This window comes from Pseudomonas sp. NPDC090201, assembly GCF_044746825.1.
Classification (GTDB): Bacteria; Pseudomonadota; Gammaproteobacteria; order Pseudomonadales; family Pseudomonadaceae; genus Aquipseudomonas; species Aquipseudomonas putida_AD.
This window is the reverse complement of sequence record NZ_JBIVCX010000001.1, coordinates 204,292-225,406: the sequence shown is the minus strand read 5'-3', so window position 1 is coordinate 225,406 and position 21,115 is coordinate 204,292. Positions and strand designations below refer to the sequence as shown.

The following is a 21,115-nucleotide window of genomic DNA, read 5'->3' as shown; positions in this document are numbered from 1 at the left end:
TTTTTGTTTTGAATTGGCGCAGACGTTACCCACCCGCAAGGGCAAGGTAAAGCGTAAAGGATGACCGACAAGTCAGGGTTTCGGGCCGCGCACAGGGCAGTAAAGATCGCGGCCCGAGGGGGGAGATTGAAGCGTTTACTCCTCGACGTCGTTGAGTTCGCAGTAGTCGTCCCAGTCCATGTCCAGCGCTTCGGCAGCTTCCTTGTGGGCAGCCAGGCGCATTTCCTTGAGTTGCTCAGGGGTTTCGGCAATGAATTGCAGTGCAAGATCCCAGGTGGGGATGCCCAGATCTTCGGCTTCGTCTTCGAAAGCCCAGAGGATCTGCTGCTGTTGCTCCGTGGGGCTCAGTTGCTGGATTTCAGCCTGAAGGGTCGGGTTAGTCACGATGTACTTCGCCAGGGCAGCTTCGGTCCAGTCATTTGCGTTCATGCGAGGGTTATCTCCTGTGGTTCGAGCTGACGTTCTTCTTGTAACGATACTGACGTACGAACCGATTGTGCGTGAAGTAGCCGACGCACGCCAGCCGAAGCGAATCCGTCGGTCGGCGGCTGGGCTCCGGCCTGTTGGCGCGGGCGATCACGAGGGCCCCATCGCGGGCAAGCGCGCTCCTACGGGATCGAGGTAAACCACAGGTAGCAGTCCGGCTTGCCGGCGTCAGCGATCTTGAAGACGTCCCCGCCGGCAAGCCGGGCTGCTACGGGGCGGTGGGGTGCTTTAGATTTTGATCTGGCTTTTGATCTTCATGCGCGATGGTGCAGACACCGCCGAACGCGACGTCAAGGCGCCAGGCCGAGCGCAGGTGTCGTGGAGGGGGATGAGCGGCAGGGATGCCGCGAAAGCCGTGCGGGCCATGGATGGCCCATCATGGCGTGCCCCCGGAACGGCGCCGGAGTCGAGGGAAGTCCGAAGGACCCCAGCCTGTCGCAATGGCTTTGCCTACTTTCCCCGTAAGGAAAGTAGGTCGCCCGTAAGGGGCGAAACCCTAAGCTAAAACCACCGCGAAAACGGATATACACACAGTAACCGCGTCAACCGGCGACGCGGAGCGTCAAGAGCGCCGTTCCCACGCAGAGCGTGGGAACGATCAACGATCAGGCGATCAGAGTCGATCAACCAATCGCCATCGGCTTCTTCACATTACGGTGCGCATTACTGCCCAGCAGCGGATGCGGACCATGATCCCCATAAACCCCCACCGGCTCCGGGAACGTGCGCAACAGCGTGATGTACAACAGCGCCGCCAGCCCCAGCGTGATCGGCAGGCTGATGTCGATCCCGCCCGCCAGATTCCCCAGCGGCCCCACGAACTGTCCCGGCAGATTGACAAAGCACAGGCCGATCGCCGCACTCGGAATCCACGCCCCCAGGCCGCGCCAGTTCCAGCCGTGCTCGAACCAGTAATGGCCGCCGCTCTGGCCACGGGTGAACACCTGCAGATCCGCCGGATGATAGAAGCCGCGACGAATGATCAGCCCCAGCACCATGATCACGATCCAGGGCGAAGTGCAGGTCACGATCAACACTGCAAAGGTCGAAACACTCTGCACCAGGTTAAAGGCGAAACGGCCGATGAAGATGAAGGCAATGGCCGCAATCCCGATCAGAATCGTCGCCTGAGCACGGTTGAGCAGGCGCGGGAACATGCTCGACATGTCCAGCCCTGTGCCATACAGCGAAGTGGTCCCGGTCGACATGCCGCCGATGATCGCGATCAGGCACACCGGCAGGAAGAACCAGCTCGGCGACACCGCCAGCAGGCCGCCCACGTAGTTGTTGTCGGTGATGTACTGCGGCGCCTGGGTGGCGACGATGGTGGCGGTGCACAGACCGAACAGAAACGGAATCAGCGTGCAGACCTGCGCCAGGAACACCGACGCCATGATGCGTTTTTTCGACGTGTGACGCGGGATATAGCGCGACCAGTCGCCCAGGAATGCACCGAACGAAACCGGGTTGCTCATGGCCAGCAAGGCTGCGCCGATGAACGCCGCCCAGAAACCTTCCGAACCCTGGTTCACGGTGCCGGCGAAGCCCGCATCGAAACTGCCGCCGAAGGCAAAGATGCCCAGCAGGAACAGCAGGCTGGATGCAAACACCGCGATCTTGTTGACCCACAGCATGAAGCGGAAACCGTAGATGCATACCACCAGCACCAGCACCGCGAACACGCCGTAGGCGACGGCCAGTGTCAGGTCGTTTTCAGGCATGCCGATCATGCGCTTGGCGCCGCCGATCAGGGCATCGCCCGAACTCCAGACCGACAGCGAGAAGAACGCCACGGCCGTGAGCAAGGACAGGAACGAGCCGACAATTCGCCCGTGGACACCGAAATGCGCGCCAGACGATACCGCATTGTTGGTGCCGTTGAGCGCGCCGAACAGCCCCATCGGCGCGAGGATGATCGAGCCCAGCACGATGCCCAGGATGATCGACCAGACACCCGCCTGGAATGACAGCCCGAACAGCACCGGGAAGCTCCCCAGTACCGCAGTGGCAAAGGTGTTGGCGCCGCCGAACGTCAGGCGAAACAGATCGATGGGCCTGGCATCGCGCTGATCGTCCGGTATCTGTTCGACACCAAAAGTTTCGATAGTGGTAGTGGCTTGTGACATGACGTTTTCCTGCGCGCAGTCGTGTTGTTATGAGGCCGGATCGGGTCCGGCGCTGGCTTGGCAGTGATTGCTTCTAGAACTTGATGCTTATTGTATGAGTGGGTCCGGCGGCGGCCTCTGTGGGGGCGCTCGCGGATGTCGGAATCAGGCCTTGGGCTGCTCCGACAGATGTTCGTGACAGGCCAGCCAGCGCTGTCCGTCGAAGCGGAACACGATGGTTTCGCGCTCCAGAAAGTGGCTTTCTTCGCTGCCGAACCGCACGTGGGTCGCGACGTCGTGCATGAAGATCGCCACCTCGCCCTGCATCTGGATATGCACGTTGCTCGACCGGCAGCCGAGCACGGCAAAACCGTCCGCTTGCCAGCCGTTCCATACGTCGCGGTAGGCGGCGCGGGACAGCAGCGGGGCAGGGAGGGTGTAGAACAGGAACGTGGCGTCTTCGCTGAAGGCCGCGAAGTAGGCGTCTGTGTCATTGCCGGCGAAGGCTGCAATCAGGTCGTCGGCAGCGTGCTGGACGTGTTCTTTGAGGTGCGCAGTGGAGGTCATGGCCGTCTCGTTATTGTGATACTGGCGATGGGGCATGACTTTAAGCAGCTCTTACATCCGGTAACATCGGCGCCGATAAATACTTACTTCAGAAATTTCGGAAGTATCGCCAGCCCGCGGCCTGGTTCGCACCAGATTTATAGAGTGCGCCTTTCACAGGTCGAGCTGCAAAAACATGCCGCAAGCGTCGCGAGCACGATATCAAACCGTTTCATCCAGACTCTCCCTGAATGGCGCAGGGCTACCATTCAAGTAAAGGACTGTCAGCGTGACGGTCTGCTCAATGGGCTTCGTGGCTGGCCTTCTGCACACGGGCCAATGCCAGCGCCACGAACATGTCGGCATCGCCCTGCAACACTCGCAAGTGATCCTCGACATGGTCGATGTCGTGGCGCTGCTCCTGGGTGTCGACCAACCGTGTGACTTCACACAAGGCATTGGCCGTGACCCACAGGCTCTGACGCAACTGGCCGATGATCCTGACCACGCTTTCCGCGCTGGTGCAGTCCTGGTCGGCAAAGCCCGACTGGCTGGCAATCAGTGAAGGAAACACCGGTACTTCTATCCGGTTGCCGGACTCGATACCGGTGACCACCCGGCTGATATCCACACCTGCCGCTGCAATGCGAAAAAGATAGTCGGCCCGTGGCAGGCGCTGCCCGCTTTCATAGTGGCCCTGGGCGTTGGCTTCAACGCCACCGATCGCGCCCAAGGCACTCTGGGTCAGTTTCAAGCGTTTTCTTTCTTGTCTCAGACGTTTGCCGATACCGTTCATCAACCTACTCCTGCGAAATTCGCGCCCCGATTTTCATACGGATGAGGCGCGCAATGGGGGCTGGAATACGGGCTGGGTGATCCAGGGAAGAACTAGCCTCGTACTAAGTAGTGACGCCAGAATGTTGCGGGCGCCGAATAGACAGTAGCTGCTCGATCGAGGGGAGAGGCAGGTTTCCGATGGTCTGCGGCAGCAGCATGGCTCAATGGGGTGAATCATTTTTGAAACACATGCTTTCGAGTGACTAATTCATCCATTTGGGTGTATTTCGTGCTGCTCATTTGCAAGTAACCAGACGCCGGCAACTCCCCCGGACGCATCTGTTGTTTCAAGCTGACCGATACGACCAATGGTCAGTGAAGAGAAACCGAGAACACACTAAGCTGCGGCATCGCAGCACAGGCTTCTGGACTGGATTTTCTCGGTAACTGACGTGGGTTTTGGAGTATCCTTGCCCGGCTTTTACTGACTGCCGTTGATTCTGATCTCTGGAAGGATGCTCCAATAATGTTCAAAGGGTTGGCAAATACAGCAGTCGGACTGGCTGTGCTCGTTGCCTTGGCTCTGGTAGTAGAGCATTTCAGCCACGATGCGCAGCCGCAGAGTAGAGGCAATTCGATTCCCGGTTACGATTACATTCAGGGCCGGACTCTGGCCGAGATTCCATTGGTTGAAATGGCACGCCGTGAAAATGAGCCTGTACTGGCGTACGTTACTCGTGTCACGCAAATGGTTCACAAAGCTACTTACCACTGTTTACCTGACCAGAATTCCGTTTCCTGGATAGAAACCGCTGTCAACTATGCGGCCTACAAGGCAGGGCATGACGCCAACTACGACCTGGGTCTTTATAACTTCAGGACCCTGCGATGCGGGTATTGCAGCGAGCGCGCGGCAGCCGTCACGCGGATACTGCGACGCAGCGATCTGGACGCGATTACCTATGGCCTGGGCGGGCACGTGGTTTCCAAAGTGATGATCGATGGCACTGCCTACTTCACAGACCCGGACTACGGCGTCGGCCCTTATCCCGCCAATCTGGATTTTGCCGGCATTGAAGAGCTCTACACCCACAGCGTCATTCCGCAGAACGCGAACATGATTGCCGCGATCGTCACCGACCCTACCGGTTCGGGGCCTTATTTTTCAGAGGAATACCTGACCAGCTTGAGGGACCTGCGCCGCAAACTGCATTTTGTCGCCAACGCCGCAGCCAGCGGCTTGTTGGTCTTCAGCCTGGTAGCAGCCTGTTTCTTCCGCCCTCGGTGGAGCATGTTGGCCGGCAAACCCCTGGCCGCAGAATAGCCTTTTCATCGCGCCTCCCTCCTCGAAAATGCCCGGGCTTTACCGGGCATTTTTTTGCCTGCAAGAAAGGTTCGTCCCCTACGTCGGATCGGGTGTGTGTCCAGTATGTATCAGCCTTGTCACAGTGGATTTGCAAAGACTACTATGGCCCGCTTTTTTCATCCGATTAATGATCAATAAGTTCGTTTGAGTCCGGCGATGCTGTTGCCGGTGGCCTGAGTGGGCCACCGACGTTCGCATGCACGGGTTCGAAAGGCAGTCGTCAGGGCGTAACGGGTTCATGGAATACAAGGAAATAAAGGCCTCCAAGGTTGGCACTGCTTCTGGATACCGTCCGGACATCGATGGAATGAGGGCACTGGCCATCCTGGCCGTGGTGATCTTTCATGCTTTTCCGACTGCCTTGCGTGGCGGGTTTGTCGGCGTCGATATCTTCTTCGTGATTTCCGGTTATCTGATTTCCGGGATCATCTTCAAAGGGCTGGATGCCGGCAACTTCAGCTTCGGGCGGTTTTATGCACATCGCGTCAAACGTATCTTTCCAGCATTGATGGTGGTACTGCCCTGTGTGTTTGCGCTGGGCTGGTTCCTGTTGTTGCCGGATGAATTCAGTCAGTTGGGCAAGCACATTGCGTCCAGCGTTGCCTACGTCCAGAACTTCTCGTTGTCGGGCGAGGCCGGTTATTTCGATACGGCTTCGGATCTCAAACCCCTGACCCATATGTGGTCGCTAGCGGTCGAAGAACAGTTTTATCTGTTGTTTCCCCTGATCATGTTCTGCGCCTACCGCATGGGCTTCAACTTGTTGTCGCTGGTTGTGCTGGGTGCGGGCATCTCTTTTTATCTGAACATTCGCGGCGTCAGACTCAGCCCGGCCACGGCCTACTACTTGCCCCAGATCAGGTTCTGGGAGTTGATGGCCGGTTCAGTACTTGCCTGGATCGACCTGTATAAAAAAGAAGTCGTGTTGGGTCTTTTGAGCAAACTTGCCTTCAACCCGCTGTTCTTCACCCGACCGCCAAACCCGATGCACCAGCGCCAGGTGCTCTGCAACCTGATCTCTCTGGCAGGTCTTGGGCTGATCGGAGTATCGCTGCTGGTCATCGAACAGGGCTATTCGTTCCCCGGCTGGTGGGGCATCGGCCCGGTGGGCGGGGCGTTCCTGATCATCTTCAGTGGGCCGGACGCGTGGGTTAACCGCAGGCTGCTGTCGAACCGGTTTGCCGTGTTCATCGGCCTGATCAGCTATCCGCTGTATCTCTGGCATTGGCCGTTGCTGTCCTTCGCCCATATTGTCGCCTCGGGCGTACCGTCCGAACTGGTCCGCAGCGGTATTGTGCTGTTGAGCCTGGTATTGGCCTGGTTGACCTATCGGTTGATCGAGCGCCCGGTACGTTCGGGGCAAAACGGTCGCTTCACGGTGATGGCCCTGGTTTCACTGTCAGTCATCATTGGCGCGATTGGCGTTTACACGTGGAAGAGCGCGGGCTTTCCGGCGCGGCTTGAGCCTTTCATGAAGGTGTCAAAAGCTGCCGGAGAGTGGGATTACCCTGGTCGTCTGAAGTGGACCAATTTCAACAACATGAGGTATCTACTGCAGCCGTCCGGTAACGAGGCAACCACGCTGTATATGGGGGACTCGAATATCGAACAGTACTATCCACGGGTTGAACGGCTGATCAAGTCTTCTCCGGAGTTGACCAACTCCGCCATCTTCAAGACCGGTGGAGGCTGCACGCTGATCCCAGGGCTCAAATATGATGAACGGCATGCCTTCTGCAACGACGTGATGCGTGATGCCCTTGAGCTGGTTAAGACAAAGCCGGAAATCCAGCGCGTCGTCATTGGTGCGCAGTGGAGTGGCTTCATGTCGTCTATCTTCAAATCGGCCATGACGCCCCAGGCCGGTGAAGAGGCTTACGCCGAAGTGCTGAATAGCCTGTCCGGCATGATTCGGGATTTCGTGCGCCAGGGTAAAACAGTCTATCTGGTCACCGGGATTCCAATCGGCAGCGAGCTGGACCCTAAGTACATCGCCCAGCGTGATCTAAAGTCGTTCCCGCAGATTTTCAAGATGCGCACCGGCGGCCTGAGTGTGTCGGGACTTGAAAAGCTGTACGGCAGGTACCGCAGGGATCTGATCAAGACCGGCAAGGAAGCCGGCGCCACTGTCATCGACCCGGTCGATTACCTGTGCACCGATCGTTGCGAGTCCCTGGATGACGAGGGAAGTCCCAAGTTCAAGGATTGGACGCATCTGCGCCCTGCGTACGTTCGAGAGCACGTCGACTTCCTGGACAAGACCATCCTGCGCTGAGCAGACGCAGCAATCATCGGTTTGACGCTGCAGTCAAACCGATGGCTCTCCAAAAAGCCCGACACACCTTGATGTTCGGTTTTTTTTCTTTCCAGCCCCCAAACGAAAAACCCCTGGATTCTCGAGGAATCTCAGGGGTTTCGTTTACATCGAATTTGGCGGTGAAGGAGAGATTCGAACTCTCGATACAGTTTCCTGTATACACACTTTCCAGGCGTGCTCCTTAAGCCACTCGGACACTTCACCGTATCTCGCTAGACGTTCAGTCTGTCGAGGCGCGCTAATGTAGTCGAAAGCTTTGCCGAACGCAAAACTTTTTTTCAGAATTTTCATGCGGTTAAGCAAAAACACCACGCCCGGGCCTCTTTTGCGAGGTCCTGGGCGTGGCGGGGTGGGGACGAGCGTCTGGATCAGGCGCCGAAGCCGCCGTCGATGGTCAGGCTGGCGCCGGTGACGTAGCCGGCTTCCGGGCCGGCGAGGTAGGCGACCATGGCGGCGATTTCTTCGGACTTGCCGTAGCGCGGCACGGCCATCAGGCCGATGAGCGATTCGGCGAAGTCGCCGTCGGCCGGGTTCATGTCGGTGTCCACCGGGCCGGGCTGCACGTTGTTGATGGTGATCCCCCGTGGGCCCAGGTCGCGGGCCAGGCCTTTGGTCAGGCCCACCAGTGCCGACTTGCTCATGGCGTACACGCCGCCACCGGCGAAGGGCATGCGGTCGGCGTTGGTGCTGCCGATGTTGATGATGCGACCGCCTTCCTTCATATGACGGGCCGCTTCCTGGCTGGCGATGAACACGCTGCGTACGTTGATGGCCAGGGTGCGGTCGAAGTCTTCCAGGCTGAACTCTTCCAGCGGGGCGATGGCCAGCACGCCTGCGTTGTTGACGAGGATGTCGATGCCGCCGAAGGTTTCAACGGTTTTGCTGACGGCGGCGCGAATGGCCTGTTCGCTGGCGCTGTCCGCCTTGATGGCCAGTGCCTTGGCGCCGGTTGCGGTGATGCTGTCTTGCAGGGCGCGGGCTTTGTCGTCGGAGCTTACGTAGGTGAAGGCGACGGCTGCGCCTTGTTCGGCCAAGCGTTTGACGATAGCGGCGCCGATGCCGCGGGAGCCGCCTTGAACCAGTGCTACTTTGCCAGTGAGGTTGGTTGGGTGAGTCATGTCGATCTCCTGTAACCATTTGAGCAGTGAGTGGATGGGTTCAGTATCGGTATTTGATTACGTTACCGGTAGCCAGTAATCGTGATGTTCTGTTTAAACCAGAAGTTTAGAATTGATCTGCAAGGCGGCAATAAGGCTGTTGCAGCGTAGTACGCAACGGCAGAATCTGATGCCCCCTGGCAATGTTTTCCCTCTGATGGAGCCCCTATGCAGATTCATCCCAAGGCCGCGCTGGTCATCATTGACATGCAGCAAGGCATCAACCACCCCAGACTTGGGCGGCGCAACAACCCCGACGCCGAGCAACAGATGCTTGCGTTACTGGCGGCATGGCGCCATACCGGGCGCACGGTGATTCATGTGCGGCACTTCTCGCGGTCAGAAGATTCGGTGTTCTGGCCCAAGCAGTCGGGGGTTGAGTTCCAACCCCAATTCCTGCCGTGGGACGGGGAAGGGGAGTTGCACAAGCAGGTGCCGGACGCGTTCTGTCATTCGGCGCTGGAAGGCTGGTTGCGGGCGGACGGGATCAATCAGGTGGTGATTGTCGGCGTGATTACCAACAACTCGGTGGAATCGACGGTCCGAACCGGGGGCAACCTGGGGTTCGAGGTGATCGTGCCCCATGACGCGTGCTACACCTTTGACGGCGCGGATTTCTTTGGCCATGCGCGCAGTGCCGAGGAGATTCACGGGATGTCGCTGGCCAATCTGCATGGCGAGTATGCGCAGGTGGTGGCGACGCAGGAGATTTTGCAAAACCTTGCCAGCTAACCTGATTCGTAGCAGCACGGCTTGCCGGCGGGGGCGGTGTGTCAGTAACAGATGTACACCCTGACACACCGCTCCCGCCGGCAAGCCGTGCTGCTACGAAAGCGAGCCGGCAAGCCGTGCTGCTACGAAAGCGGGATGGCCTTACAACCTGAACCGCGCCATCTGCGCGGCCAGGTGCGCGGCCTGTTCCGACAGGCGCTGGCAGTCCTCGCGGCAGGCCTTCACATCGCTTACGGTGGACTGCGCCAGGTCCGCGATGCCCTGCACGTTACGGTTGATTTCCTCGGTCACCGTGCTCTGTTCTTCCGTGGCCGCCGCGACCTGCTGGTTGCGGTCGGTGAGTTCTTCCACGTGGCCTGCGATGGCGTCCAGGGAGTTGCCGGTGCGCCGGCTGGCTTCGACGCCAGTGCCGGTGGCGGCCTGGCCCGAGCGCATGGAACTCACGGCCTGGTCGGCACCGCTCTTGAGTTCGCCCATCATCTGCTGGATTTCTGCCGTCGCGCTTTGGGTACGTCCCGCCAGCGTACGGACTTCGTCGGCGACCACCGCAAAACCACGGCCCATTTCGCCGGCGCGGGCGGCTTCAATGGCGGCGTTCAATGCCAGCAGGTTGGTCTGCTCGGAGATGCTGCGGATGGTGCTGAGCACCTGGTCGATGGTGGAAATCTGCAGCGCCAGATTCTCCACCGCGCCTGCGGCCGTGCCGACGCCGTCGGACATGCTCTGGATGTGGCTAATGGACTCACCCACGACCTTCTTCGCCGACGTCGCTTCGTTATGGGTGTTGCGCGACACGTCGGCGGCAGCGCCGGCGTTACGGGCGATTTCCTGCACGGTCAGGCCCATTTCGTGAACGGCCGTGGCGACCATGTCGGTCATCTGTTGTTGCTTGAGCGCACGGGTGGAGGTGCTGTCGACCACATGAGCCACATCCACCACGCTGTGGCGTAACTGCTCGCTGGTTTGCAACACGTCGCCGATCAACTGGCGCAGGCTTTCGATGAAGCGGTTGAAGCCGCGAGCCAGGTCGCCCAGCTCATTGGCGCGGCTGTCGTCCAGGCGACGGGTCAGGTCGCCCTGGCCGCTGCCGATGTCCACCAGCGCTGTGGTCACTTGCTGGATCGGCCGCACGATGCCGCGCGCGATCCACGCCACAAAACCTAGGAAGCACAGTACCACCGCCAGGCTGATCGCCGAAATGGTGGTCAGCGCTTCCTTCGCCGGCCCATAGACCTCGGCCAGTGGCACCTCGCTGACCAGCGTCCAGCCCAGGGAGGCAACGGGTTTGGCGACTGCCACATAGGGCTGGCCATTGCGCTCGAATTCCAGCGCCTGGCCGTTGCCGCTCTGGTTGAGCAGGGCGCCTGCCGCGCCGCTGCCTACCAGTTGGGTCAGGGATGCGCGGTCATTCAGGTCGGCGTCGGGATGCACCTTGATCTTGCCGTCGGGACTGACCAGATACACCTGGCCGGCCTTGCCGAAATGAAAGTCACGCACCATCTGCGACAGCGCGCTCATGCTGAACCCCAGGCCCGCCACCCCGACCACCTGGCCGTTGTGTTCGATGCGCTGGTTGATGAACAGCGTCGGCACCTTGGTGGTGGCGTCGATATCGATGTCCAGCGAACGCTGTTTGTTGCTGTCCAGGAATCCGTAGAACCAGTTGTTCTCCGCAGGGCCGCGCACCAGCGTGCGGTCGGCGCCTTTACTGGTGATGTACAAGCCGCTGTCCTTGGCAACGATAAAGGTGGTCAAGGCGTTGTGCTGATCCTTGATCCTGGCCAGGTAGCGAATGAAGCCCGGTTGCTGCGTGGCGTCTTCGCCACCTGCCAGCCATTCGGACACCAGGGTGTTGTCGGCGATGTCGCTGGCGGCGGTGAGCGGTGCGGCGAGCAGGCGTTCCAGGTCGTTGCGGATCGCTTCGACGCTGGCGGGCATCGCTTGCTGGAGCAGGTAACGATCAGTGAGTTTGTTCAGGGCAAAGGCGTAGATCGCGATGACGATCAGGCTGCTGATGACCAGGGCCGCACCCATGCTCAGGGTCAATTGCCACTGAATACTCTTGCGCCAGACAGGCATAGAAAACTCCGGATAAACGAGCGCACAACCACGATGGAACAGTGCGAGTGGCTCGGCCGGAGCAATAAGCAGGCCAGCAACCTGATCGGGTGGTCAGGTTGATGGTCGTTTACAGGCCTTAAAGTGCTGTAAATCAAGGGCTTGAGCCGTTCGGCAGATTTTTCGCGAGTTGCTCAGGGATTGGGTTGTGTACAAAAATTGAGTATTTTTGGAACAAAATCATGACGGGCGCTCATGGGGCCTGCGCGATTCACGTGCAGAACACCCCCAACGCTGCCATTCGCCTGACGCGCAATTTCCACGGCATCGTCAAAAACCCTTCGTCGTATCGTCATCTACCGCCAACAAAACGGTCATTTGCGCTTGATATAAGCCTCTGCAACCAAAAGAACCTACAAGTCCTGCAGAGTCCGTCATGGAAGTGAGCGCATGAGAATACTGGTCACCGGCGCCGCAGGTTTCATCGGCTTCCACACGGCCAGGCGTTTGTGCCGTGACGGTCATCAGGTAGTGGGGCTCGACAACCTCAACGGCTACTACAGCGTCGAGCTCAAACAGGCGCGCCTGGCGCAACTGGCTACCCTCGGTAACTTCGAGTTTCACCGGCTGGATCTGGCGGACAAACAGGCGCTGCTGGATCTGTTCGCCGAGCAGCGTTTCGACCAGGTCATTCATCTGGCGGCCCAGGCAGGGGTGCGGTATTCCATCGACAGCCCGGACACCTACGCGCAAAGCAATCTGGTGGGGTTTCTCAACGTGCTGGAAGCCTGTCGGGCCTACAAACCGGCCCATCTTATCTACGCCTCGAGCAGCTCGGTGTACGGCCTGAATCACAAGTTGCCCTACGCCACCAGCGATGCGGTGGAACAGCCGATTTCCTTCTATGCCGCGACCAAGCGCGCCAATGAGTTGATGGCACATTCCTACGCCCACCTCTACGGCATTCCTACGACCGGCCTGCGCTTTTTTACCGTTTACGGGCCCTGGGGCCGGCCGGACATGGCGTTGTTCAAGTTCACCGATGCGATCCTCAAGGGGCAGCCCATCGATGTGTACAACGACGGCGCAATGTCCCGGGATTTCACCTACATCGACGACATTGTCGAAGCGCTGGTGCGCCTGATTCCGTTGCCGCCCGAGCCCGAGACCGGCGCGCCGAACAAGGTCTACAACATCGGCTTCGGCTCCCCGGTGAAGCTGCTGGATTTCATCGAGTGCCTCGAAGACGCGCTGAACATCCGCGCCATCAAGCATTTCATGCCGCTGCAGTCCGGCGATGTTCTCAATACCTGGGCAGACACTCGCGAGCTGGAAGCGCGGGTAGGTTTCCGGCCGCAGGTCACGGTGTCGACCGGTGTGCCGTCGTTTGTCGATTGGTACTGCAGTTATTACCGGGTTTAACCGCTCCCTCTTTTGTCTTTTGCAAGGAATGTCATGCAAGAACGCCCCTATGTGTCGGTTCTGATCCCCGCCAAGAACGAAGCAGGCAACATCATTCCACTGCTCGAAGAAGTGCGCGCCGCGTTCGCAGGCCAGGCGTTCGAAGTGATAGTCGTCGACGACGGCAGCACCGACGCCACCGCTGCCCAACTGCGCAGCCTGCAGGAAGGCGGCTACGGCCAGTTGCGCGTGCTCAGCCATGCTCGTTCGCTGGGCCAGAGTACCTCGGTGTATCACGCTGCCGAAGCGGCACGCGGGCACTGGCTGGCGACGCTCGATGGCGACGGGCAGAACGATCCGGCGGACCTGCCGCGGATGCTCGATCTGGTGCGCGGCTCCGAAGGCAAGGCCGACGGCGTGAAGCTGGTGGCCGGGCACCGGGTCAATCGCCAGGACACCGCCAGCAAGCGCTGGGCCTCGCGCTTCGCCAACAAGTTGCGCAGCAGCCTGCTCAAGGACCAGACCCCGGACACCGGCTGTGGCATCAAGCTGATCGAGCGCGAGGCATTTCTGCGCCTGCCGTATTTCGACCACATGCACCGTTTCATTCCGGCGCTGATCCGCCGCCACAACGGCCGGATGCTGGTGCACCCGGTCAATCACCGCGAGCGTGGGGCAGGGGTGTCCAACTACGGCAACCTGGACCGTGCGCTGGTGGGCATCCTCGATCTGTTCGGCGTGTGGTGGCTGATCCGCCGCACCCGGCTTGACGTCACGGCACGGGAAAGCGAGGTCTGACATGGGCACAGAATCGTTATGGCTGGCGGTGGGGTTCATCGGCCAGTTAGCGTTCACCGGGCGTTTCGTCCTGCAGTGGCTGTACAGCGAGTACAAGAAACGCAGCGTGATTCCGGTGGGCTTCTGGTATCTGAGCATCATCGGCAGCGCGCTGCTGCTGGCCTATGCCATTTACCGACAGGACCCGGTCTTCATCGTCGGCCAGTCCTTCGGGTTCATCGTGTACCTGCGCAACCTGCAGTTGATCGCCAAATTCAAAGAACAGCCAGGCGGCGCCGAACAGAAGGATTGAAGCAGTGCGGATTCGATTGGCTAGCCCGCGGTTGGAGTTGTGGTTTTTTGTCCTGTTGTCGGTATTGCTGTTGGGTGCGGGGCTGGGGTGGCGTCAGCCGCTGAACGTCGATGAAGAACGCTTTCTGGGCGTCGCTCTGGAGATGCTACAGAACGGTTCCTGGTTCATCCCCCATCGCGCAGGGGAAATCTACGCGGACAAACCGCCGCTGTTCATGTGGACGGTGGCGTTGTTCGTGCAACTCACGCATCTGCCGAAAGTGGCGCTGTACCTGCCCGCGCTCATCGCAGGTGCGGTGACTACCGGCTGCCTGTATGACCTGGGTCGGCGCCTGTGGGGGCGGCGGGTCGGGGTGATTGCCGCACTGTTGTTCCTGTGCACCTATCAGAGCTACAGCATCCTGCAGACCGGGCAGATCGACGGCTTCCTGGCCCTGTGGACGATCCTGGGCATCTATGGCCTGTGCCGGCACTTGCTGCTCGGCCCCGACTGGCGCTGGTATTACATCGCCTGCGCGGCCATGGGCTTTGGCATCATCAGCAAGGGCGTGGGGTTTCTGCCGGTGCTGATGCTGATTCCTTACGCATACGCCGTGCGCAAGGGCTGGAAGGGTGTGGTGGCGATGCCGTCCGGCAGCGCAAAGAAATGGTGGCTGGGCTTGCTGGTGGCCCTGGCGGCCATCGCGGTGTGGCTGGTGCCGTTGCTGGTGATCGTCGCCCAGGGCAGCGCCGACAGCGTGGCCTATGCCCAGGAAATCCTCTTCAAACAGACGGCGAGCCGCTACGCCAACGCCTGGGATCATCGCGAGCCGTTCTGGTACTTCTTCGTGCAGGTCATTCCCAAGTACTGGATTCCGATCCTGTTCATGCTGCCGTGGTTGGTGCCCGCGTGGCGCAAGCAGCTGATGCGCCACGACGGTCGGGTGCTGGTATTGCTGGGCTGGGTGCTGCTGGTGTTGGTGTTTTTCAGCATCAGCACCGGCAAGCGCAAGTTGTATATCTTCCCGGCGGTGCCGGCGCTGGTGCTGGTCAGCGCGCCGCTGATTCCGTGGCTGCTGCGACGCTGGTTCGGCAAGCGGCCCAAAGGCCGGACGGTGTTCGTGGGGCTCACGGTACTGTGGCTGTGCGCCTGGTTCGTGCGCGGTTTTGTCGAGCCTCGTCATGAGGGCATCAACCCCCATGAAACCATGATGCGCGACGTGGCCGTGCTGACGCAGAACGCCGAAATCGTGCTGGTGGACTGGCGCGAGGGCCACTGGGTTTTCGCTCAGCAGCCATTGGTGCATTTCGGTTTCAAGGACACGCAACCGCTGGAGCATTCGGTGATGTGGCTGCGCGGCCATCCGAACGCCTATGCGCTGGTGCCTGCCCAGGACATGGCGCGTTGTTACGATCCGCAGAAGGCCCGCAGCGTGGGCGATACTTCCCGTGCCGAATGGTTTCTGGTGGGGGCCGGCGCCGACAACGGCAAGTGCCAGGCTACGTTGCCAGACAAGTCCTACAGCTTCGCCTGGCAACAGCCTCTGTAAGGTGCCTCAGGCGTGCTGCACACCGGCACGCTTGAGCAGCTTCTTGCAGCGCTCGGACAGGTGTACCACGCGCAGGTGTTTGCCGGCTTTCTCGTAGCGTTCACGCAGGGTCATCAGCGCGGCAATCGCCGAGTAGTCGACGAAGCGCAGGTGGCGGCAGTCCAGCGTCGCAATGGCGGGGTCCTGCGCCGGGTCGAACTGGTTGAGAAAGGTCGTGGTCGAGGCGAAAAACAGCGTGCCGTGCAGGTGGTACAGCTTGCTGCCATCGGCCTCGATGTGGCTGTCGGCATAAAGCTCGCGCGCCTGTTGCCAGGCGAAGTTGAGCGCCGCGATCAGGATGCCGAACATCACGGCGGTGGCCAGGTCCGTCAGCACGGTGACGATGGTCACCGCGATGATCGCCAGCACGTCGTTGAGCGGCACCTTGCGCAGCACTCGCAACGAGGCCCAGGCGAAGGTCTGCTGCGACACCACGAACATCACGCCCACCAGCGCGGCCAGCGGGATGCGCTCGATCAGCGGCGAGAGAAACAGCACGAACATCAGGATCATCACCCCGGCCACGATCCCCGACAGCCGACCCCGGCCGCCGGAGCTGAGGTTGATAACGGTCTGGCCGATCATCGCGCAGCCACCCATGCCGCCGCACAGGCCCGATGCGATATTGGCCGCGCCCAGGGCCACGCATTCCCGGTCGGGATAGCCGCGGCTTTCGGTGATTTCGTCGGTGAGGTTGAGGGTCAGCAGGGTTTCCAGAAGTCCCACCAGCGCCATCAGGATCGCGTAGGGCGCGATGATGCGCAGGGTTTCAAGGTTCCACGGCACCTGCGGCAGCGCCAGGCTCGGCAAGCCACCGGCAATATGGGCCATGTCGCCCAGGGTGCGGGTGGGCAGCGCGAAGAAGTACACCAGAAGACCAACACCGAGAATGGCCACCAGCGCAGGAGGCACCGCGCGGGTCAGGCGTGGCAACAGATACACCACGGCCATGGTCAGCGCCACAAGCCCCAGCATCAGGTACAACGGCGTGCCGCTGAGCCATGAGTCGCCGTTCTTGAAGTGTTCGAGCTGGGCCATGGCAATCACAATCGCCAGGCCGTTGACGAAGCCGAGCATCACCGGATACGGCACCATCCGCACCAGCTTGCCCAAGCGCAGCACGCCAAAGGCAATCATCACCAGCCCGCCCAGCAGCACCGTTGCCAGCAGATACTCCACGCCGTGTTGCACCACCAGCGCGACGATCACCACCGCCATGGAGCCCGCCGCCCCCGACACCATCCCCGGCCGCCCGCCGAACAAGGCAGTGAGCGTGCAGATAATGAACGCGCCATACAGCCCCATCAACGGATTGAGATGCGCCACCAGCGCAAACGCGATGCACTCGGGCACCAGGGCAAAAGAAGTGGTCAGGCCGGCAAGCACATCGGCGCGTAGACGAGCGGGTTTCATGAAGTTCCTGAATGTGAAGCGACAAAGGCGCGGATGTTACGGAATGTGAGCCACCTTTTGTAGCAGCACGGCTGGGCGGCGGGGGCGATCTTGAGGACGCCATCGCGGGATTGAGGTGACTACACCCGTAGCAGCACGGCTTGCCGGCGGGAGCGATCTTGAGGACGCCCCCGCCGGCAAGCCGTGCTGCTACGGGTCGGTGGTGTGCTTTAGATTTCGCTCTCGCTTTTGATCTTCATGCGCGGTGGTACAGGCGACACAGGGCGCGACGTCAAGGCGCCAGGCCGAGCGCAGGTGTCGTGGAGGGGGATGAGCGGCAGGGATGCCGCGAAAGCCGTGCGGGCCATGGATGGCCCATCATGGCGTGCCCCCGGAACGGCGCCGGAGTCGAGGGAAGTCCGAAGGACCCCAGCCTGTCGCAGGGCTTTTTTGGTTACTTTTTCAGCTCTTGGAAAAAGTGACCCGCCGTAAGGGCGGAAAGCGCAATCAGCACCACCCGAAGAAATGGATATACACACTACTCTCGAGTCACCCAGCGACGCGGAGCGTCGTTCAAGGCATTACCACGCGGAGCGTGGGAACGATCATCAGCGATCATCACCTTAAAGACGCAAATGAATTTATCTCAGTGTCCAGTCAACCGCGATTGTGTAACGATGTTTGGCTTAAACGCCCACCCCCCATCGCCAAGGACAGAACACGGATGCTCGCCGCCCTCAGACACTACCCCGCCTCGGTCCAGTTGCTACTGTCCTCGTCCCTGTTCCTGACGCTCGGGCGCGCGATCACCCTGCCGTACCTGGTGATCTACCTGTCATCGAACTTCACCCTCAGCATCAGCGACATCGGCATGATCGTCGGCAGCGCCCTGATCGTAGGTTCCTTGCTGAGCCTCTACGGCGGCTACCTCACCGACAAACTGTCGAGCTACAAGCTGATCCTGTGCTTCACCGGCTTCTTCTTCGTCGGCTTCGTCGGCATGTGCGTCACCGGCCAGCTGTGGCTGTTCTTCCTGTTCCTGGTCTCGTTCAACTTCGCCTATTCGGTGATCGACATCGTGGTCAAGGCGGCCTTCGGCAAGCTGCTGCCGGTGGAAGAGCAGAGCAAGGTGTTCTCGGTGCGCTACACCCTCATCAACATCGGCTATGCAGTCGGCCCGTTCATTGGCGCGGGGCTGGCCCACTGGAACATGAAGCTGCCCTTCGTGATGTCGGCGGTGCTGGGGCTGGGGTACTTTCTGGTCTATTCGATCTATGGCGATCGCAAGCTCAGCTCGGCCGATCCTGCCAACGCGCCGGTGTCGTTCCTGGCGGTCGGGCGGATCCTGCTCAAAGACTATCGCCTGGTCTGCTTCACCATTGGCGGTGTGCTCAGTGCCGTGGTGTTCGGTCAGTTCACTGCATACCTGTCGCAATTTCTGGTGACCACCCACACCGCCGAGTTCGCCTATCAGGTCATCAGCACCGTGGTGGCGGTCAATGCGGCGGTGGTGATCTGCCTGCAATACCTGGTCGGCAAGCACATCAGCCATCAGTACCTGAACCAGTGGCTGACCGCAGGTTTCAGTCTGTTCCTGATGGGGGTAGTGGGCTTTGCCATGTCCACCAGCGTGCTGCACTGGGGCATTGCGATTGCAATCTTCACCCTCGGCGAGATCATCGTGTTCCCCGCCGAATACATGTTCATCGACCGCATCGCCCCGACCCACCTGCGCGGCATGTACTACGGCGCGCAGAACCTGTCTAACCTCGGCGGTGCGCTGGGCCCGGTGCTGTGCGGTTTCGCGCTGGCGACGCAGCCACCGGCGTTCATGTTCTATATGCTGGCGGGCTTTATCGTGGGCGGCGGCTGCTTCTACCTGCTGGGCGCGTCCTATTCCAGGCGCCACGATCAACAAACCCGGTAACGTTTTGCGATGACGCACCTTTCACCTCTGGATGCCTGGCAGCAGGCGGTCGATACACAGGGTTTTCAGCCGGACGAGGCCCAGCGCAAGGCGGCGTTGCAACTGCAGGAATGCTGGAGCGCGGTGCGCGCCGGGCGCTCCCATGGCGTGCCCAAGGGCGTTTACCTGTGGGGGCCGGTGGGGCGGGGCAAGACCTGGCTCATGGATCGCTTCTTCGAGGGCCTGCAGATTCCGGCCCGGCGCCAGCATTTCCATCACTTCATGCGTTGGGTGCATCAGCGTCTGTTTCAATTGACGGGCGTTGCCAAGCCTCTTGAAGTACTGGCCCATGAGCTGGCCCAGGAAGTGCGGGTGCTGTGCTTCGACGAGCTGTTCGTCAATGACATCGGCGATGCGGTGATCCTCGGCGGCCTGTTGCGGGCCATGTTCGAGGAGGGCGTGGTGCTGGTCTGCACTTCCAATCAACTGCCCGAGCAGCTGTATGCCACCGGGCACAACCGCGAGCGATTCATTCCGGCGATCACCGCGATCAATCACTACATGAACGTGGTGTCGGTGGACGGCGGCGAAGACCATCGCCTGCATCCGGGCCAGGCCCAGCAGCGCTATTGGGTCACCCAGGAGAAAGGGCCGAGCGCGCTGGTCGAGGTGTTCGAGACATTGAGCAGTGGCGAGTCGGTTTCGATCCAGCCGGTGCCGGTGGGGCGCCGTCATTTGCCGGTGGTGCGATGCAGCAAGACGGTGCTCTGGTGCCGCTACGCAGACATTTGCGAGCAGCCGCTGGCGGCCATGGATTTCATCGAACTGTGCGATCGCTACAAGGCCGTGCTCTTGAGCGAAGTACCCGCCTTGAGCGCGCCCCAGCGTGAGGGGCGCATTGCCCGTGGCACGGAAGATGGCGTGGTGCAGGTGACGGCAGGGGATCGCGAACTGCCGCAGTTGTCACCCTACGATGACGGCGTGCGGCGATTCATTGCGCTGGTGGACGAGTGCTACGACCGCAAGGTGCCGCTGTACGTCGAAGCGGCCATGCCAATGCACGACCTCTACACCGAGGGCTACCTGGCCTTCGCCTTCCGCCGGACCTTGAGCCGGTTGCAGGAGATGCAACTGGCGCGGTTCGGAAAGTAGCCGCACCCTATCCTGTAGGAGCGCGCTTGCCCGCGATCTGCCGCGAAGCGGCAGTAAAATCAGGCACCTTGGCCGTGTCAGGCAAACCGCGTTAGCCGGGTTTACTGCCGCCCTGCGGCAGTTCGTCCGAGTGCGGCCCAGACCAAGCGCGCTCCTACAAAAGCAGTGTCACCTCAGGCCTGGCTTCTACGCCGATGCCGCAACACATGTTTGGCGCCTTCGATCACCAGCACCACCACCGCCAGCCAGATCGGCAGGTAGGTCATCCATTCCTCACGCTGGATGGATTCCCCCAGCGCCAGGGCGACGAACACCAGCAGCACAGGCTCCACGTAGCTCAGCAAGCCGAACACGCTGAACGCCAACAGGCGGCTGGCGAAGATGTAGCTGATCAGGGCCGAAGCGCTGATGACCCCCAGGATCGGAATCAACACATACAGGCGCGGCGATTGCTCCACCACCGACGGGTTGCCCTTGCAGATGAAGGTGATCGCTACCGGCAGGATCAATACCATGTCCCACCACAGGCCGCCCAGGTTGTCGGTCTTGAGCTTGCGCCGCAGGACGAAATACATCGGGTAACCCACGCACACCACCAGCACTTCCCAGGAAAAACTGCCCAGGCGCAGCAGCTCATTGCCCACCCCGACAATGGCGCAGCAGGCGGCGATTTTCTGCAGGTGTGACAAGTGCTCGCCGTAGACCAGCCGACCGGTGAGGATCATGGTCAGGGGCAGCAGGAAATACCCCAGCGACACATCCAGACTGCGCCCATGCAGCGGCGCCCACATGAACAGCCACAATTGCACGCCCATGAGAAACGCCGACAGCGCCATGACCAGCAGCAGCGCCGGGTTCTGGCGAATGCGCTTGGCCTGGGCGCGCGCCAGTTTCCAGTCGCCGCTCCAGAGCATGAAGATCGTCACACAGGGCAGGGTCAGCAACATCCGCCAACCGAAGATTTCCTCACCGCTGAGCGGTTTCAGCAATGAGGTGTAGAAGTACATGACCGCGAAGAGGCAGGAGGCCATGACCGATAACGCAACACCCTTGTACACAGGGG

General features: G+C 60.5%; 17 protein-coding genes, 1 tRNA gene and 1 pseudogene. 9 read left to right on the top strand and 10 right to left on the bottom strand.

Annotated features, from left to right (window positions below; genetic code table 11):
* Positions 1-135: 135 nt before the first annotated feature.
* The 4 genes from ACIPOO_RS00955 to ACIPOO_RS00940 form a co-directional block, all read right to left on the bottom strand.
* Positions 136-429, bottom strand: coding sequence for a DUF6388 family protein (locus ACIPOO_RS00955; protein ID WP_274136358.1), 294 nt, complete (start codon positions 427-429; stop codon positions 136-138).
* Positions 430-1,109: 680 nt separating this feature from the next.
* The gene (locus ACIPOO_RS00950; protein ID WP_400603766.1) at positions 1,110-2,612 is read right to left on the bottom strand and encodes a purine-cytosine permease family protein; all 1,503 of its coding nucleotides are present in this window, start codon (positions 2,610-2,612) and stop codon (positions 1,110-1,112) included.
* A gap of 144 nt (positions 2,613-2,756) precedes the next feature.
* Positions 2,757-3,158 carry a YybH family protein gene (locus ACIPOO_RS00945; RefSeq protein WP_400603764.1) on the bottom strand — a complete coding sequence of 134 codons (402 nt, stop codon included), beginning with the start codon at positions 3,156-3,158 and terminating at the stop codon, positions 2,757-2,759.
* Positions 3,159-3,438: 280 nt separating this feature from the next.
* Positions 3,439-3,933, bottom strand: a complete 495-nt coding sequence (locus tag ACIPOO_RS00940) for a helix-turn-helix domain-containing protein (protein WP_400603762.1) — start codon at positions 3,931-3,933, stop codon at positions 3,439-3,441.
* Positions 3,934-4,440: 507 nt separating this feature from the next.
* On the opposite strand from ACIPOO_RS00940, the gene ACIPOO_RS00935 reads away from it, so the two are divergent.
* Both ACIPOO_RS00935 and ACIPOO_RS00930 read left to right on the top strand, forming a co-directional pair.
* The gene (locus ACIPOO_RS00935) at positions 4,441-5,238 is read left to right on the top strand and encodes a hypothetical protein (RefSeq protein ID WP_400603760.1); all 798 of its coding nucleotides are present in this window, start codon (positions 4,441-4,443) and stop codon (positions 5,236-5,238) included.
* 280 nt (positions 5,239-5,518) lie between these two features.
* Complete coding sequence (locus tag ACIPOO_RS00930) at positions 5,519-7,555, top strand: acyltransferase family protein (protein WP_400603758.1); 2,037 nt, start codon at positions 5,519-5,521, stop codon at positions 7,553-7,555.
* 156 nt (positions 7,556-7,711) lie between these two features.
* On the opposite strand, the gene ACIPOO_RS00925 is transcribed toward ACIPOO_RS00930, so the two are convergent.
* Both ACIPOO_RS00925 and ACIPOO_RS00920 read right to left on the bottom strand, forming a co-directional pair.
* A tRNA-Ser gene (locus tag ACIPOO_RS00925) sits at positions 7,712-7,801 on the bottom strand.
* 164 nt (positions 7,802-7,965) lie between these two features.
* Positions 7,966-8,715 carry a 3-oxoacyl-ACP reductase family protein gene (locus tag ACIPOO_RS00920; RefSeq protein ID WP_400603756.1) on the bottom strand — a complete coding sequence of 250 codons (750 nt, stop codon included), beginning with the start codon at positions 8,713-8,715 and terminating at the stop codon, positions 7,966-7,968.
* A gap of 207 nt (positions 8,716-8,922) precedes the next feature.
* On the opposite strand from ACIPOO_RS00920, the gene ACIPOO_RS00915 reads away from it, so the two are divergent.
* Entirely contained in the window at positions 8,923-9,486 is a 564-nt protein-coding gene (locus ACIPOO_RS00915) for a cysteine hydrolase family protein (RefSeq protein ID WP_400603754.1), read from the top strand.
* A 141-nt stretch (positions 9,487-9,627) separates the two neighbouring features.
* On the opposite strand, the gene ACIPOO_RS00910 is transcribed toward ACIPOO_RS00915, so the two are convergent.
* Entirely contained in the window at positions 9,628-10,356 is a 729-nt protein-coding gene (locus ACIPOO_RS00910; protein ID WP_400605144.1) for a methyl-accepting chemotaxis protein, read from the bottom strand.
* A gap of 126 nt (positions 10,357-10,482) precedes the next feature.
* Positions 10,483-11,424 (bottom strand): annotated as a pseudogene (locus ACIPOO_RS00905) (cache domain-containing protein); the annotation flags it as partial.
* 570 nt (positions 11,425-11,994) lie between these two features.
* Here ACIPOO_RS00905 and ACIPOO_RS00900 point away from each other — a divergent pair.
* Genes ACIPOO_RS00900 through ACIPOO_RS00885 form a run of 4 tightly spaced genes read left to right on the top strand, consistent with a single transcriptional unit; the run spans position 11,995 to position 15,563 of the window.
* Positions 11,995-12,966: an NAD-dependent epimerase gene (locus ACIPOO_RS00900; RefSeq protein ID WP_400603752.1), complete on the top strand. Its 972-nt coding sequence runs from the start codon at positions 11,995-11,997 to the stop codon at positions 12,964-12,966.
* Positions 12,967-12,999: 33 nt separating this feature from the next.
* The gene (locus tag ACIPOO_RS00895; RefSeq protein WP_400603750.1) at positions 13,000-13,743 is read left to right on the top strand and encodes a glycosyltransferase family 2 protein; all 744 of its coding nucleotides are present in this window, start codon (positions 13,000-13,002) and stop codon (positions 13,741-13,743) included.
* Position 13,744: 1 nt separating this feature from the next.
* Positions 13,745-14,035, top strand: a complete 291-nt coding sequence (locus ACIPOO_RS00890) for a lipid-A-disaccharide synthase N-terminal domain-containing protein (RefSeq protein ID WP_274136341.1) — start codon at positions 13,745-13,747, stop codon at positions 14,033-14,035.
* Positions 14,036-14,039: 4 nt separating this feature from the next.
* A complete protein-coding gene (locus tag ACIPOO_RS00885) occupies positions 14,040-15,563 on the top strand; it encodes an ArnT family glycosyltransferase (RefSeq protein WP_400603748.1) in 1,524 nt (507 codons plus the stop codon).
* A gap of 6 nt (positions 15,564-15,569) precedes the next feature.
* On the opposite strand, the gene ACIPOO_RS00880 is transcribed toward ACIPOO_RS00885, so the two are convergent.
* Positions 15,570-17,015: a SulP family inorganic anion transporter gene (locus ACIPOO_RS00880; protein ID WP_400603745.1), complete on the bottom strand. Its 1,446-nt coding sequence runs from the start codon at positions 17,013-17,015 to the stop codon at positions 15,570-15,572.
* A gap of 703 nt (positions 17,016-17,718) precedes the next feature.
* Between ACIPOO_RS00880 and ACIPOO_RS00875 the strand changes: the two genes are divergently transcribed.
* Complete coding sequence (locus tag ACIPOO_RS00875; RefSeq protein WP_274131819.1) at positions 17,719-18,921, top strand: MFS transporter; 1,203 nt, start codon at positions 17,719-17,721, stop codon at positions 18,919-18,921.
* Positions 18,922-18,930: 9 nt separating this feature from the next.
* Positions 18,931-20,052: a cell division protein ZapE gene (gene zapE / locus ACIPOO_RS00870; RefSeq protein ID WP_400603742.1), complete on the top strand. Its 1,122-nt coding sequence runs from the start codon at positions 18,931-18,933 to the stop codon at positions 20,050-20,052.
* Between the two features lie 173 nt (positions 20,053-20,225).
* On the opposite strand, the gene rarD is transcribed toward zapE, so the two are convergent.
* Entirely contained in the window at positions 20,226-21,110 is an 885-nt protein-coding gene (gene rarD, locus ACIPOO_RS00865; protein WP_400603740.1) for an EamA family transporter RarD, read from the bottom strand.
* Positions 21,111-21,115: the final 5 nt, after the last annotated feature.

Coding starts and splice junctions, on each gene's coding strand:
- ACIPOO_RS00955 (WP_274136358.1), bottom strand. CDS start 429: ATGAACGCAAATGACTGGACCGAAGCTGCCCTGGCGAAGTACATCGTG.
- ACIPOO_RS00950 (WP_400603766.1), bottom strand. CDS start 2,612: ATGTCACAAGCCACTACCACTATCGAAACTTTTGGTGTCGAACAGATA.
- ACIPOO_RS00945 (WP_400603764.1), bottom strand. CDS start 3,158: ATGACCTCCACTGCGCACCTCAAAGAACACGTCCAGCACGCTGCCGAC.
- ACIPOO_RS00940 (WP_400603762.1), bottom strand. CDS start 3,933: ATGAACGGTATCGGCAAACGTCTGAGACAAGAAAGAAAACGCTTGAAA.
- ACIPOO_RS00935 (WP_400603760.1), top strand. CDS start 4,441: ATGTTCAAAGGGTTGGCAAATACAGCAGTCGGACTGGCTGTGCTCGTT.
- ACIPOO_RS00930 (WP_400603758.1), top strand. CDS start 5,519: ATGGAATACAAGGAAATAAAGGCCTCCAAGGTTGGCACTGCTTCTGGA.
- ACIPOO_RS00920 (WP_400603756.1), bottom strand. CDS start 8,715: ATGACTCACCCAACCAACCTCACTGGCAAAGTAGCACTGGTTCAAGGC.
- ACIPOO_RS00915 (WP_400603754.1), top strand. CDS start 8,923: ATGCAGATTCATCCCAAGGCCGCGCTGGTCATCATTGACATGCAGCAA.
- ACIPOO_RS00910 (WP_400605144.1), bottom strand. CDS start 10,356: ATGGTCGCCACGGCCGTTCACGAAATGGGCCTGACCGTGCAGGAAATC.
- ACIPOO_RS00900 (WP_400603752.1), top strand. CDS start 11,995: ATGAGAATACTGGTCACCGGCGCCGCAGGTTTCATCGGCTTCCACACG.
- ACIPOO_RS00895 (WP_400603750.1), top strand. CDS start 13,000: ATGCAAGAACGCCCCTATGTGTCGGTTCTGATCCCCGCCAAGAACGAA.
- ACIPOO_RS00890 (WP_274136341.1), top strand. CDS start 13,745: ATGGGCACAGAATCGTTATGGCTGGCGGTGGGGTTCATCGGCCAGTTA.
- ACIPOO_RS00880 (WP_400603745.1), bottom strand. CDS start 17,015: ATGAAACCCGCTCGTCTACGCGCCGATGTGCTTGCCGGCCTGACCACT.
- ACIPOO_RS00875 (WP_274131819.1), top strand. CDS start 17,719: ATGCTCGCCGCCCTCAGACACTACCCCGCCTCGGTCCAGTTGCTACTG.
- zapE (WP_400603742.1), top strand. CDS start 18,931: ATGACGCACCTTTCACCTCTGGATGCCTGGCAGCAGGCGGTCGATACA.